3 protein-coding genes are annotated in these 16261 nt (G+C 65.1%); all 3 read left to right on the plus strand.

Features of this window, described 5'->3' with window-relative positions:
* The first annotated feature begins 19 nt into the window (after window positions 1-19).
* Complete coding sequence (locus HLG70_RS12305) at window positions 20-13471, plus strand: retention module-containing protein (RefSeq protein ID WP_213697176.1); 13452 nt, start codon at window positions 20-22, stop codon at window positions 13469-13471.
* 102 nt (window positions 13472-13573) lie between these two features.
* Window positions 13574-14257 (plus strand): transglutaminase-like cysteine peptidase, encoded by a 684-nt coding sequence (locus HLG70_RS12310; protein ID WP_171664111.1) that lies wholly within the window; start codon window positions 13574-13576, stop codon window positions 14255-14257.
* A 17-nt stretch (window positions 14258-14274) separates the two neighbouring features.
* Window positions 14275-16236, plus strand: a complete 1962-nt coding sequence (locus tag HLG70_RS12315; protein ID WP_171664110.1) for a bifunctional diguanylate cyclase/phosphodiesterase — start codon at window positions 14275-14277, stop codon at window positions 16234-16236.
* The last annotated feature ends 25 nt before the right edge of the window (window positions 16237-16261 follow it).

A 16261-nucleotide genomic window follows, 5' to 3' on the forward strand; every position in this document is an offset into this window, starting at 1 on the left:
CTCCCTGAACGGAACCAACATGGCCAACACCTCACCTGCAGTCGTCAATGAAATCACCGGTCGCGCGTGGATACGCAATAGCGACGGCTCCCTGACCGAATTGCATCAGGGCAGCAAAGTCCCCGCCGGCAGCGACGTTGTCACTGCCTCGGGCGCCACGGTTTCGCTGCAGGTTGAAAACGGCATGCCTATCGTCATCGGCGAAGGCCGTGAAGTGGCGGTGAACGGCGACATGACCGGCCCACTGGCCGACCCGTCGGAAGCTGCGGTCGCGCCGCCCTCAGGCACGGATTCCGACCGCCTGCTGGCCGCCCTGCAAGCCGGCCGCGACCCGTTCGATGAACTGGACCCCACCGCCGCTGTTGTGGCCGGCGGCGGCGAAGCCGGCGGCAGCAGCTTTGTCCGCCTGGCCCGCATCCTTGAAACCACCAGCCCGCTGGACCTGGCGTACCCGAACCCCGCGCGCGGCGACGATACCCTCCCCCGCGTGTCTGGCGTGGGCGCCAGCGCAGAGGACGATGGCGATGCAGGAGAGGCATTGGGCAATACTCCCCCGTTGGCCCAGAACGACGCTCTCTCCACGCGCCAAGACAATGTGATCCGCGGCAATCTGCTTGCCAACGACACCGACCCCGATGGCGACTCGCTCACGCTGGTTTCCGTGAATGGCCGTCCCATGACGAACACCGGCCTCACCGTTCCGGGTTCGAATGGCGGGGTATTCACCGTATATCCCGATGGATCGTACGTCTTCAACCCCAATGGCGAATACACGGCGCTGGGGGAAGGCGAAATTGCGACTTCCACCATTTCTTACACCATTACCGACCCGTCAGGCGCCACTTCGACGGCGACGGTCGCGGTCACCATAACCGGCGTGCTCGACCTGCCCACGATTTCGGTTTCCGATGCTGGCACGGTGAACGAAGGCGGAACCGCAACTTTCAACATCAGCCTGGGCAATACGATCGATCTGGATCGTGAAACCACCATCACGCTGAAAATCGGCGGCCAGGTGGAGGTCGGCGACGTCGGCGTTCCCGTGGTCACCATCGGTGGCGTGGCCGTCGCTGTGACCGCCAACGCGGACGGCACATACAGTTTCCAGCTTCCCGCAGGCGTGACGGGAGGCATCGTAGTGGCCTTACCCACCACCGACGACAACACCTTTGAGGGTCGCGAGAGCCTGACCCTGGAAGCCACCCTCAGCGGCCAGGCCGCGAACGGCGCCCAGCTGCCGTCTGGCATCACCGACACGGGCAGTGCCACCATTGTCGATACCGAAAGCACCGACCCGTCCAACCCGAACCCGGGTGCCGATGTGCCGACACTCACCGTCGCCGACGCGGGCGACGTCAACGAAGGCAGCAACGCTGTCTTCAATGTCGCCCTGAGCAAGTCGGTCGATGCCGACACCACGCTCACCTTCAAGCTGGGTGGCGAGATCGAGTCGGGCGACGTGGGCGTGCCCACCGTCACCATCGGCGGCAAGTCCGCCACGGTCACCGCCAACGCGGATGGCACGTTCAGCATCACGGTACCGGCCGGCACCACCGGCGGCATCGTCGTCACGGTCCCGACCACCGATGACACCACTTTCGAAGGCCGTGAAAACCTGACCCTCGAAGCCACTCTGAGTGGCAGCTCCGCCAGCGGCGTCGCCCTGCCGGGCAACATCACCGACACGGGCAGTGCCACCATTGTCGATACCGAAAGCACCGAGCCGTCCAACCCGAACCCGGGTGCCGACGTGCCGACGCTCACCGTCGCCGACGCGGGCGACGTCAACGAAGGCGGCGAAGCCGTCTTCAATGTCGCGCTGAGCAAGTCGGTCGATGCCGACACCACGCTCACCTTCAAGCTGGGTGGCGAGATCGAGTCGGGCGACGTGGGCGTGCCCACCGTCACCATCGGCGGCAAGTCCGTCACCGTCACCGCCAACGCGGATGGCACGTTCAGCATCACGGTACCGGCCGGCACCACCGGCGGCATCGTCGTCACGGTCCCGACCACCGATGACACCACTTTCGAAGGCCGTGAAAACCTGACCCTCGAAGCCACTCTGAGTGGCAGCTCCGCCAGCGGCGTCGCCCTGCCGGGCAACATCACCGACACGGGCAGTGCCACCATTGTCGATACCGAAAGCACCGACCCGTCCAACCCGAACCCGGGTGCCGACGTGCCGACGCTCACCGTCGCCGACGCGGGCGACGTCAACGAAGGCGGCGAAGCCGTCTTCAATGTCGCGCTGAGCAAGCCGGTCGATGCCGACACCAAGCTCACCTTCAAGCTGGGTGGCGAGATCGAATCGGGCGACGTGGGCGTGCCCACCGTCACCATCGGCGGCAAGTCCGTCACCGTCACCGCCAACGCGGATGGCACGTTCAGCATCACGGTACCGGCCGGCACCACCGGCGGCATCGTCGTCACGGTCCCGACCACCCATGACACCGTCTTCGAAGGCCGCGAAGACCTGACGTTGACGGCCACCCTGACGGGCAGGTCCGCCAGCGGCACCGCCCTGCCGGGCAACATCACCGACAGCGGCAACGCCGTGATCGTGGATGACCACGGTTCGGGCGCCGACGTGCCGGCCCTGACCGTCTCCGACGCGGGCGACGTCAACGAAGGCAGCAACGCTGTCTTCAATGTCGCTCTGACCAAGTCGGTCGATGCCGACACCAAGCTCACCTTCAAGCTGGGTGGCGAGATCGAGTCGGGCGACGTGGGCGTGCCCACCGTCACCATCGGCGGCAAGTCCGTCATCGTCACCGCCAACGCGGATGGCACGTTCAGCATCACGGTACCGGCCGGCACCACCGGCGGCATCGTCGTCACGGTCCCGACCACCAATGACACCGTCTTCGAAGGCCGCGAAGACCTGACGTTGACGGCCACCCTGACGGGCAGCTCCGCCAGCGGCACCGCCTTGCCGGGCAACATCACCGACAGCGGCAACGCCGTGATCGTGGATGACCACGGTTCGGGCGCCGACGTGCCGGCCCTGACCGTCTCCGACGCGGGCGACGTCAACGAAGGCAGCAACGCTGTCTTCAATGTCGCGCTGACCAAGTCGGTCGATGCCGACACCAAGCTCACCTTCAAGCTGGGCGGCGAGATCGAATCGGGCGACGTGGGCGTGCCCACCGTCACCATCGGCGGCAAGTCCGTCATCGTCACCGCCAACGCGGATGGCACGTTCAGCATCACGGTACCGGCCGGCACCACCGGCGGCATCGTCGTCACGGTCCCGACCACCCATGACACCGTCTTCGAAGGCCGCGAAGACCTGACGTTGACGGCCACCCTGACGGGCAGCTCCGCCAGCGGCACCGCCTTGCCGGGCAACATCACCGACAGCGGCAACGCCGTGATCGTGGATGACCACGGTTCGGGCGCCGACGTGCCGGCCCTGACCGTCTCCGACGCGGGCGACGTCAACGAAGGCAGCAACGCTGTCTTCAATGTCGCGCTGACCAAGTCGGTCGATGCCGACACCAAGCTCACCTTCAAGCTGGGTGGCGAGATCGAGTCGGGCGACGTGGGCGTGCCCACCGTCACCATCGGCGGCAAGTCCGTCATCGTCACCGCCAACGCGGATGGCACGTTCAGCATCACGGTACCGGCCGGCACCACCGGCGGCATCGTCGTCACGGTCCCGACCACCCATGACACCGTCTTCGAAGGCCGCGAAGACCTGACGTTGACGGCCACCCTGACGGGCAGCTCCGCCAGCGGCACCGCCTTGCCGGGCAACATCACCGACAGCGGCAACGCCGTGATCGTGGACGACCACGGTTCGGGCGCCGACGTGCCGGCCCTGACCGTCTCCGACGCGGGCGACGTCAACGAAGGCAGCAACGCTGTCTTCAATGTCGCGCTGACCAAGTCGGTCGATGCCGACACCAAGCTCACCTTCAAGCTGGGTGGCGAGATCGAGTCGGGCGACGTGGGCGTGCCCACCGTCACCATCGGCGGCAAGTCCGTCACCGTCACCGCCAACGCGGATGGCACGTTCAGCATCACGGTACCGGCCGGCACCACCGGCGGCATCGTCGTCACGGTCCCGACCACCCATGACACCGTCTTCGAAGGCCGCGAAGACCTGACGTTGACGGCCACCCTGACGGGCAGCTCCGCCAGCGGCACCGCCTTGCCGGGCAACATCACCGACAGCGGCAACGCCGTGATCGTGGATGACCACGGTTCGGGCGCCGACGTGCCGGCCCTGACCGTCTCCGACGCGGGCGACGTCAACGAAGGCAGCAACGCTGTCTTCAATGTCGCTCTGACCAAGTCGGTCGATGCCGACACCAAGCTCACCTTCAAGCTGGGTGGCGAGATCGAATCGGGCGACGTGGGCGTGCCCACCGTCACCATCGGCGGCAAGTCCGTCACCGTCACCGCCAACGCGGATGGCACGTTCAGCATCACGGTACCGGCCGGCACCACCGGCGGCATCGTCGTCACGGTCCCGACCACCCATGACACCGTCTTCGAAGGCCGTGAAGACCTGACGTTGACGGCCACCCTGACGGGCAGCTCCGCCAGCGGCACCGCCCTGCCGGGCAACATCACCGACAGCGGCAACGCCGTGATCGTGGACGACCACGGTTCGGGCGCCGACGTGCCGGCCCTGACCGTCTCCGACGCGGGCGATGTCAACGAAGGCAGCAACGCCGTCTTCAATGTCGCCCTGACCAAGTCGGTCGATGCCGACACCAAGCTCACCTTCAAGCTGGGTGGCGAGATCGAATCGGGCGACGTGGGCGTGCCCACCGTCACCATCGGCGGCAAGTCCGTCACCGTCACCGCCAACGCGGATGGCACGTTCAGCATCACGGTACCGGCCGGCACCACCGGCGGCATCGTCGTCACGGTCCCGACCACCAATGACACCGTCTTCGAAGGCCGCGAAGACCTGACGTTGACGGCCACCCTGACGGGCAGCTCCGCCAGCGGCACCGCCCTGCCGGGCAACATCACCGACAGCGGCAACGCCGTGATCGTGGATGACCACGGTTCGGGCGCCGACGTGCCGGCCCTGACCGTCTCCGACGCGGGCGACGTCAACGAAGGCAGCAACGCTGTCTTCAATGTCGCTCTGACCAAGTCGGTCGATGCCGACACCAAGCTCACCTTCAAGCTGGGTGGCGAGATCGAGTCGGGCGACGTGGGCGTGCCCACCGTCACCATCGGCGGCAAGTCCGTCACCGTCACCGCCAACGCGGATGGCACGTTCAGCATCACGGTACCGGCCGGCACCACCGGCGGCATCGTCGTCACGGTCCCGACCACCCATGACACCGTCTTCGAAGGCCGCGAAGACCTGACGTTGACGGCCACCCTGACGGGCAGCTCCGCCAGCGGCACCGCCTTGCCGGGCAACATCACCGACAGCGGCAACGCCGTGATCGTGGATGACCACGGTTCGGGCGCCGACGTGCCGGCCCTGACCGTCTCCGACGCGGGCGACGTCAACGAAGGCAGCAACGCTGTCTTCAATGTCGCTCTGACCAAGTCGGTCGATGCCGACACCAAGCTCACCTTCAAGCTGGGTGGCGAGATCGAATCGGGCGACGTGGGCGTGCCCACCGTCACCATCGGCGGCAAGTCCGTCACCGTCACCGCCAACGCGGATGGCACGTTCAGCATCACGGTACCGGCCGGCACCACCGGCGGCATCGTCGTCACGGTCCCGACCACCAATGACACCGTCTTCGAAGGCCGTGAAGACCTGACGTTGACGGCCACCCTGACGGGCAGCTCCGCCAGCGGCACCGCCCTGCCGGGCAACATCACCGACAGCGGCAACGCCGTGATCGTGGATGACCACGGTTCGGGCGCCGACGTGCCGGCCCTGACCGTCTCCGACGCGGGCGACGTCAACGAAGGCAGCAACGCTGTCTTCAATGTCGCTCTGACCAAGTCGGTCGATGCCGACACCAAGCTCACCTTCAAGCTGGGTGGCGAGATCGAGTCGGGCGACGTGGGCGTGCCCACCGTCACCATCGGCGGCAAGTCCGTCATCGTCACCGCCAACGCGGATGGCACGTTCAGCATCACGGTACCGGCCGGCACCACCGGCGGCATCGTCGTCACGGTCCCGACCACCAATGACACCGTCTTCGAAGGCCGCGAAGACCTGACGTTGACGGCCACCCTGACGGGCAGCTCCGCCAGCGGCACCGCCTTGCCGGGCAACATCACCGACAGCGGCAACGCCGTGATCGTGGATGACCACGGTTCGGGCGCCGACGTGCCGGCCCTGACCGTCTCCGACGCGGGCGACGTCAACGAAGGCAGCAACGCTGTCTTCAATGTCGCTCTGACCAAGTCGGTCGATGCCGACACCAAGCTCACCTTCAAGCTGGGTGGCGAGATCGAGTCGGGCGACGTGGGCGTGCCCACCGTCACCATCGGCGGCAAGTCCGTCATCGTCACCGCCAACGCGGATGGCACGTTCAGCATCACGGTACCGGCCGGCACCACCGGCGGCATCGTCGTCACGGTCCCGACCACCAATGACACCGTCTTCGAAGGCCGCGAAGACCTGACGTTGACGGCCACCCTGACGGGCAGCTCCGCCAGCGGCACCGCCTTGCCGGGCAACATCACCGACAGCGGCAACGCCGTGATCGTGGATGACCACGGTTCGGGCGCCGACGTGCCGGCCCTGACCGTCTCCGACGCGGGCGACGTCAACGAAGGCAGCAACGCTGTCTTCAATGTCGCTCTGACCAAGTCGGTCGATGCCGACACCAAGCTCACCTTCAAGCTGGGTGGCGAGATCGAGTCGGGCGACGTGGGCGTGCCCACCGTCACCATCGGCGGCAAGTCCGTCATCGTCACCGCCAACGCGGATGGCACGTTCAGCATCACGGTACCGGCCGGCACCACCGGCGGCATCGTCGTCACGGTCCCGACCACCAATGACACCGTCTTCGAAGGCCGCGAAGACCTGACGTTGACGGCCACCCTGACGGGCAGCTCCGCCAGCGGCACCGCCTTGCCGGGCAACATCACCGACAGCGGCAACGCCGTGATCGTGGATGACCACGGTTCGGGCGCCGACGTGCCGGCCCTGACCGTCTCCGACGCGGGCGACGTCAACGAAGGCAGCAACGCTGTCTTCAATGTCGCTCTGACCAAGTCGGTCGATGCCGACACCAAGCTCACCTTCAAGCTGGGTGGCGAGATCGAGTCGGGCGACGTGGGCGTGCCCACCGTCACCATCGGCGGCAAGTCCGTCATCGTCACCGCCAACGCGGATGGCACGTTCAGCATCACGGTACCGGCCGGCACCACCGGCGGCATCGTCGTCACGGTCCCGACCACCAATGACACCGTCTTCGAAGGCCGCGAAGACCTGACGTTGACGGCCACCCTGACGGGCAGCTCCGCCAGCGGCACCGCCTTGCCGGGCAACATCACCGACAGCGGCAACGCCGTGATCGTGGATGACCACGGTTCGGGCGCCGACGTGCCGGCCCTGACCGTCTCCGACGCGGGCGACGTCAACGAAGGCAGCAACGCTGTCTTCAATGTCGCTCTGACCAAGTCGGTCGATGCCGACACCAAGCTCACCTTCAAGCTGGGTGGCGAGATCGAGTCGGGCGACGTGGGCGTGCCCACCGTCACCATCGGCGGCAAGTCCGTCACCGTCACCGCCAACGCGGATGGCACGTTCAGCATCACGGTACCGGCCGGCACCACCGGCGGCATCGTCGTCACGGTCCCGACCACCCATGACACCGTCTTCGAAGGCCGTGAAGACCTGACGTTGACGGCCACCCTGACGGGCAGCTCCGCCAGCGGCACCGCCTTGCCGGGCAACATCACCGACAGCGGCAACGCCGTGATCGTGGATGACCACGGTTCGGGCGCCGACGTGCCGGCCCTGACCGTCTCCGACGCGGGCGACGTCAACGAAGGCAGCAACGCTGTCTTCAATGTCGCTCTGACCAAGTCGGTCGATGCCGACACCAAGCTCACCTTCAAGCTGGGCGGCGAGATCGAATCGGGCGACGTGGGCGTGCCCACCGTCACCATCGGCGGCAAGTCCGTCACCGTCACCGCCAACGCGGATGGCACGTTCAGCATCACGGTACCGGCCGGCACCACCGGCGGCATCGTCGTCACGGTCCCGACCACCCATGACACCGTCTTCGAAGGCCGCGAAGACCTGACGTTGACGGCCACCCTGACGGGCAGCTCCGCCAGCGGCACCGCCCTGCCGGGCAACATCACCGACAGCGGCAACGCCGTGATCGTGGATGACCACGGTTCGGGCGCCGACGTGCCGGCCCTGACCGTCTCCGACGCGGGCGATGTCAACGAAGGCAGCAACGCTGTCTTCAATGTCGCTCTGACCAAGTCGGTCGATGCCGACACCAAGCTCACCTTCAAGCTGGGTGGCGAGATCGAGTCGGGCGACGTGGGCGTGCCCACCGTCACCATCGGCGGCAAGTCCGTCATCGTCACCGCCAACGCGGATGGCACGTTCAGCATCACGGTACCGGCCGGCACCACCGGCGGCATCGTCGTCACGGTCCCGACCACCCATGACACCGTCTTCGAAGGCCGCGAAGACCTGACGTTGACGGCCACCCTGACGGGCAGCTCCGCCAGCGGCACCGCCTTGCCGGGCAACATCACCGACAGCGGCAACGCCGTGATCGTGGATGACCACGGTTCGGGCGCCGACGTGCCGGCCCTGACCGTCTCCGACGCGGGCGACGTCAACGAAGGCAGCAACGCCGTCTTCAATGTCGCTCTGACCAAGTCGGTCGATGCCGACACCAAGCTCACCTTCAAGCTGGGCGGCGAGATCGAATCGGGCGACGTGGGCGTGCCCACCGTCACCATCGGCGGCAAGTCCGTCACCGTCACCGCCAACGCGGATGGCACGTTCAGCATCACGGTACCGGCCGGCACCACCGGCGGCATCGTCGTCACGGTCCCGACCACCCATGACACCGTCTTCGAAGGCCGTGAAGACCTGACGTTGACGGCCACCCTGACGGGCAGCTCCGCCAGCGGCACCGCCTTGCCGGGCAACATCACCGACAGCGGCAACGCCGTGATCGTGGACGACCACGGTTCGGGCGCCGACGTGCCGGCCCTGACCGTCTCCGACGCGGGCGATGTCAACGAAGGCAGCAACGCTGTCTTCAATGTCGCTCTGACCAAGTCGGTCGATGCCGACACCAAGCTCACCTTCAAGCTGGGTGGCGAGATCGAGTCGGGCGACGTGGGCGTGCCCACCGTCACCATCGGCGGCAAGTCCGTCATCGTCACCGCCAACGCGGATGGCACGTTCAGCATCACGGTACCGGCCGGCACCACCGGCGGCATCGTCGTCACGGTCCCGACTACCAAGGACGGTATCTATGAAGGTACCGAGAGCATGACGCTCGAGGCCACGCTTTCCGGCCAGACCGCCAGCGGCACGGCCTTGCCCCCAGGCATCTCGGACAGCGGCAATGCTGCTATCGTCGACACAAACAAGCCGCCGGTGGTTGGCAGCGCATCCACCTCAGTGTCCGAAGAGGGGTTGAGCGGCGGTATCAAAGACAGCAATGGCACGTCCGACACGACCAACTCAGCACAGGCTAACGGTCAACTAAGCATCACCGACGAGAATAGTGGGGCCACGTACACCATCACGTTGGTCGCGCCGGCCAATGGCAACCTCACTTCCGGCGGCGAGCCCATCGTCTGGACACTGTCGGATAATGGCCATACTCTGACCGGAAGCGCCGGCTCCACCGACGCTATCATCATCAAGATCGACAATACTGGCGCGTATACGGTTCAGATGCTCGCACCGGTAGACCATCCAGACACGACCCGCGAAGACACGCTCGGTCTGTCCGTGACAGTCCAGGTGGCCGACGGCGTAAATCCGCCCGTCTCCACCACCCTGAACGTGACGATCGAAGACGATTCGCCTGTGGTGCACCAGAACTCTCCCGTCAACGTGGAATCCGCCGGCATTCCCGATGTCTATACCGGCAAGGTGTCGTTCGCGGGCGGCTCAAGCAGCGACAGTCAATGGAAATTCACGTTCGGCAACGGCGCCGTCGAGGTCTCCGCCAAGGGCTTCACCTCCAGCGATGACCTCACGCTCATCGACGCCAAGGTAAACCAGAGCACCTCCGGCCTTGGTGTGGCGAGCGAAGACTCGCCCTATCACAATATCGCCAACGAGGTGGACTATCGCGAACTGAACGGCCAAGGTGCGTCGGAGGAATTGACGATCCGGCTTACCGGCGGAAAGGTCGCCTACGGCGCGACCATCGACTTCGCATCCATGTATGGCGGCGAAGTAGAGAGCGGCATCGCGCGCTTCTATCGCGACGGCGTACTGATCGCCGAGCGCACCTTCACCTCCGACAAGAATGGCGGCGACTATGCGGCGAACTTCCGGGTCGAGGAAGGCGGCTTCGACACGATCGTGGTTTCTGCCACCGACAACCACAAGAATTCGTCGAGCGACAACAGCGACTTCACCGTCACGGGCGTGACGTTCCTGGGTAGCCAGGATGTCCATGCCATTGCCTATGCCGACGGCACGCTGCAATATGCCTACGGCGCCGACGGCCCCGGCAATCTGCAACTGACAGGCGTGGAAGGTGGCCTGACCACGCGCGATGGCGGTGCCATCAAGACCAATGTGGCCGCCAACGGCAACCTGATCCAGGGCCTGGACTCGTCGGGCAATCTGGTGTTCGAGATCCGTCTGACGCCGGCCACGGGCAAGTGGGAGTTCTTCCAGTACCAACCCATGAATGGCACGGCCAACGATTTGATCGACTTCACGTACCGCGTCACGGACGCCGATGGCGACTATACCAACGGTCAATTCCAGGTCGGCGGTGTCGAGCCGACCGGGCCTACCCTGGCCATCGAAGACAACAATGCCGGCGCTCCGGGCGTGCTGAGCGTGTCGGAAGCGCAAGCCACCGGAAGTGGCTCTTTCCTGATCACCGCAGCAGCAGGATTGAAATCGATCACGCTCGACGGCACGGGCAATGCAGACGCGACACTTACCTTGGACCGCCTGGCGGACCTGACGAACAACCCGGTCACCCTGACCACCAGCAAGGGCACGCTGACGCTCACAGGCTACGACGCTACGACCGGCAAGGTGACCTACACCTACCAGACCAGCGGTCCGCAACAGCACAGCGGCGACGACACCAACGTCCAAGATCACTTCACGATCACGGTCGAGGACAAATTCGGCGGCAAGGCCACGGGGGACCTGGGCGTGCTGGTCACCGACACGGCGCCCAAACTCACGCCTATTGCCGAAAGCTCGGCGCTATCGTCGCACGGCACCAACATCATGCTGACGCTGGATACTTCCGGCAGCATGGACTACGGCAGCGGCGTCTACAGCCGCTGGCGTGAGCTTTCGCGCCTGGAGGTGCTGAAATCCTCGGTCGCTAAGCTGCTTGATCAGTATGGCGAGGCCGGCGACGTGCGCGTCATGATCGTGGAGTTCAACTCGTCCGCCGGCCAGAAGGGAGGCGGCTGGATGTCGTTGGCGGACGCCAAGGCGCTCGTCGACGGCTTGAGCTATGGCGGAGGCACGAACTACGAGGCGGCGCTGAACGCCGCGATGAGTGCGTGGAACAGCTCTGGCGCGGGCAAGCTGGAAGGCGCCAATGTCCAGAACCTCTCCTACTTCTTCACCGATGGGAATCCGGAGAATGGCCCCGTCTACGCCGCACAGCAGGCGATTTGGGAGAAGTTCCTCGCGGACAACCATATCAATTCTTATGGCATCGGCCTGGGCACCAGCGCAACCGGCACGTACATTGATCCGGTTTCCTACAACCCGGACAAACCGGCAGACGGCAACACGATCATCGTAAAGGACCTGAATGGCCTGGACACGGCGATCGCGGACACCATCGCACCGCCGATCACCGGCGACATCTCCACGGGTGGCACGCTGGGCGCCGATCTGAACGGCGCGCGCATCACGCAGCTGGTGATCGAGGGCAAGACGTATAACTACGACGCCGCGACCAACAAGGTTTCGGCCAGCTCCGGCGCGACCTACACCTTCGATTCGGCCAAGTCCGAACTGACGGTGACGACGTCACATGGCAAGTTCACCATCGACCTGGCGGGCGAAAACCTGGGCGATTATCGCTATCAACCGCAAAGCGCCGGCACCGACACCATCCAGTACACGGTCAGGGACGGCGACGGAGACACGGCAAGCTCCAGCCTCACGCTGACTGTGACCGCGCCGGTCAACCAGGCGCCGGACGCGGTGAACGACAGTGTCATCACCAACATCCTGGGTGCGCAACTGACAGTGCAGGCCGGATCGCTGCTCGCCAACGACGTGCGCGGCACGGGCGCATTGACGATGGGGCCGCTCACGGTGAACACGGGCTGGAAAGACAAGGGCGCCGATTTCACGGCCGAAACGGTTTCCAAACTTGATTTCGACGGCACCGGCAGCAGCAACAATGCGAACAAATCCCTGACGGTCAAACGCAGCGAGTTCGCGCAGATCGGCCAGAATCGGGCACAGGTCAAGGTGGACGGCTATCTCGATTCCGTCGGCGCGAACCGCAGCAATGATCAGGACACCATCACTATCTCCCTGATGGCTGGTGAAATTCTCACGCTGAGCCATGACCTGCAGGCCGGCTGGATCCGCATGGAATATCGCCTGGCGGGAAGTTCGGATAGCTACAAACTGCTGCAGAACGGCGACACCATCACCACCACCACGGGCGCCAGCTTCGAAATCCACATCGTCAACATCGACGACAACGGAGCAATCAAGGGTGGTACCGAAGCAGAGAACTATCTGCTCACGATGACCGTCGACTACTCCGGCGCAACTCCCACTACGGACAACGTGGCCAATACCTCTTACACGATCCATACAGCGGATGGTCACACCGATAGCGCCAATGTTTCGGTGGAGTATCAGGCGGGAGGCCATCTGGTCGGCACCAACAAGGCCGAAATTCTGCTGGCGGGCGATGGCAATGACACGCTCGATGGCGGCAAGGGCAATGACGTGCTGGTCGGCGGCAAAGGCAACGACACCCTTATCGGTGGCGACGGCGCCGACACATTCCGCTGGGAGTTCAATGACCAGGGAACAACCGCCAACCCGGCGATAGACCGGATCAAGGACTTCTCCCTGGCCAAACCGGCCGATGGCGGAGATGTGCTGGATCTGAAGGACCTGCTCGTGGGGGAGAAAGACGGCAACCTGTCGCAGTACCTCAACTTCAAGCAGGATCCGGCCAACGCTAACAACACGATTCTCGAGATCAATACCAAGGGCCAGATCGGTCAGGGTGCTGACCAGAAGATCGTGCTTGAAAACGTCGATCTCACTCATGACGTCCATGGCCAGCCCATTAGCAATCAGGCCATCATCAACGACCTCTTGCAGAAGGGAAAGCTGAACGTCGACCACAGCTAAGCAGTGATTCGGGAAAGGCCGGCATCGGCCTTTCCCGACCGTACGACGCATTTTTTCCAAGGGCACGTCCAAGATGCCCGGAAAAATGTGAAAATCCGTTTCATGCCATCCACCCGCCGTTACAAAAGCACGCTGACTCTGTGCCGAGTGGTCTTGCTATGCCTGGCTTGCGGCTGGGGCGGCAGCTCCGCCCTGGAAGTGAATTCCGACCGGCTGCAAAGCCTGTCGGCCAGCCGCTACGGCGCCAAGGGCTCCAAATCGGTCTCGAACTGGCTGCAGCTGATGCGCGCCCCCGCGCCAGCCCCGGAAAAGGACAGGCTGACGCTGGCGAACGATTTCTGGAACCGCGCCCTGCTCTCCGGCGAGGACTCCATCATCTGGAAGCAAGCTGACTATTGGGCGACGCCGCTGGAGTCGCTGGGCAGAGGCGCGGGTGATTGCGAAGACTATGTCATCGGCAAGTATTTCACCTTGCTGGCGTTGGGCGTCCCGGCCAACAAGCTGCGCTTCATCTATGTCCGCGCGCGCATCGGCGGCGCGGCCAGCAGCAGCCAGGTGGCTCACATGGTGCTGGGCTATTACGAAACCCCGAATGCCGTTCCGCTGGTGCTGGACAGCTTGATCTCAACCATTCTTCCGGCCACGCAGCGGCGCGACCTGACGCCGGTATTCAGTTTCAACGCCGACGGTGTCTACGTGGACGGCAAGGCCGCCGCACCCGTTGACCGCCTCAGCCGCTGGCGTGATCTACTTCAACGCATGGAACGCGAAGGCATCCGCCCCTGATGTCCGGAAACAAGACTATGTCCATACTTCGTCAGCTACTGCTCAGCGTGACCCTTGCCATCAGCGTCATCTTGCTGGGCACTCTGGCGCTCAGCGTCAACTCCGCGCGCGAATACCTGTCGGGCCAGCTCCAGGTGCAGAGCACCGATGCCGCCGTGTCCCTGGCGCTGTCCCTGTCGCAACCCGCGAACAATGACCCGGTCGTCCAGGAGCTGCTGGTTTCGGCGCTGTACGACGGCGGGCATTTTTCGCTGGTGCGCCTGACCGACCCGGACGGCAAGGTTCTGATCGAACGCAAGTCCACGACCACCGCGGCTGCCGTGCCGGCCTGGTTCCAGGCGCTGGCGCCTCTGGACGCGCAGGCGGCCACGCACGCGGTCAGCGATGGATGGCGGCAGATTGGCGAGGTCACCCTGATCGCCAACGACGCCTACGCCTGGGAAGCCCTGTGGCGCAGCAGCCTGAAGATGATTGCCCTGGTGGTGGGCGCCGGCATCCTGTGGGCGGTGTTCGCCTTCGTGCTGGTCGGCTGGATCAAGAACCGACTGCTGCGCGAGATCAGCGATCACGTCCGCAGCATCGGCCAGGACTCCCCGCCCGAGCAGGTCGAAGCGCGCGTGCCCGAGCTGACCGGTGTCGTCCAGGCCCTGAATCAGACGCGCGAGCGGGTGCACGCCAGCGTCGAAGAGCAAAACGCGAAGATCGAATCGCTGGAGCTGGAACTGAACCAGGATCCGGTGACCGGCTTGCCAAACCGCAAGTATTTCGTCAACGAGTTCCGGCGCGCGCTGGAGGCAAAGCCTGCCCGGACGGCCCACGCAATCGACGGCGGCCACGTGCTGGTGTTCCGTCAACGCGACCTGGCCGATCTGAACCGCTACATGCCTCGCGAGTTCATCGATCAATGGCTGCGCGCGGCATGCGAACGCATCCTGGGTACGCTAAAGAGCATGCATGTGGCCTCGCCCATGCTGGCCCGCCTGAACGGATCGGATTTTGCATTGCTGTTGCCCGGCTGCGCGGCGCCCCAGGCCATGATGATCGCGGAACAGCTGAGGGCGGACCTGCATGCCTCGCGCATCCCCGTTGGGGAAGGGCATCTGTGCCGCTGGGCGCAAGCCATGACCGACTATGGACACGGCAACCAGGCTGGCCCGGTGCTCGCGCGGCTGGATTTCGGCCTGATGCGCGCCGAAAGCGCCGGCAACGATCAAGTCGTGATCGCGGGCGCGACCGACATGCAATCTCCTTCGGAATCCGGCGAGCGCGCCTGGAAGGACGCCATCCAGTCCGCGCTGGAAGGCCATCGCTTCGAACTGGCGACCGAACGCCTGCTGGCCCTGGACGGACACACCGTGCGGAACGAAGCCATGCTGATGCTGCGCACCGCCCCCGATCAGGTGCCGATTCCGGCCACGCTGTTCATCCCGCCCGCCGTGCGCCTGGACCTGGTGGCCGACTGCGACCTGGAAGCCGTCAGCCTGGGCCTGGACTGGCTGGCAGCTCACAAGGGTGAGCTGGCGGTCCGCGTGGCCCTGCCCTCGTTGCGCGGGCAGAAATTCTTCCGCCAACTGGCTCTGCTGTTGACAGAGCGTCGTCCCCTGGCTCGCCGCCTGTTCCTGGAAATCGATGCGCACGGCCTGGTGGAATGCCATGAGCAGATCGCCGCCCTGGCGCGCGTCGTCTCGGAGTTTGGCGCGCACCTCGGCGTGCGCCGGCTGGCGCAGCAGTTCGGCGCGGTTGCGCAATTGCACACCCTGCCCTTGTCCTACGTGAAACTGGGTGGCGGCTTCGTGGGCGGCATGTCGCAAAGCCCTGGCAGCCAGCAATTGACGTCCTCCGTGCTGGAAACCGCCCGGGCCTTGAACATCGCGGTCTACGCGGAAGACGTGCCGGACGCCGAAACGCAGCGCATCCTGGCCGGCCTGGGCATCAGCATCATGCGGGGTCCGGGCGTGAAGACGGCGAGCGGAGCGTAGTCAGCTCCGCGCCCTGCCCGCCCCT

This window comes from Achromobacter deleyi (genome assembly GCF_013116765.2).
GTDB lineage: Bacteria > Pseudomonadota > Gammaproteobacteria > Burkholderiales > Burkholderiaceae_B > Achromobacter > Achromobacter deleyi_A.

Coding starts and splice junctions, on each gene's coding strand:
- HLG70_RS12315 (WP_171664110.1), top strand. CDS start 14,275: ATGTCCATACTTCGTCAGCTACTGCTCAGCGTGACCCTTGCCATCAGC.
- HLG70_RS12310 (WP_171664111.1), top strand. CDS start 13,574: ATGCCATCCACCCGCCGTTACAAAAGCACGCTGACTCTGTGCCGAGTG.
- HLG70_RS12305 (WP_213697176.1), top strand. CDS start 20: ATGGCCAACACCTCACCTGCAGTCGTCAATGAAATCACCGGTCGCGCG.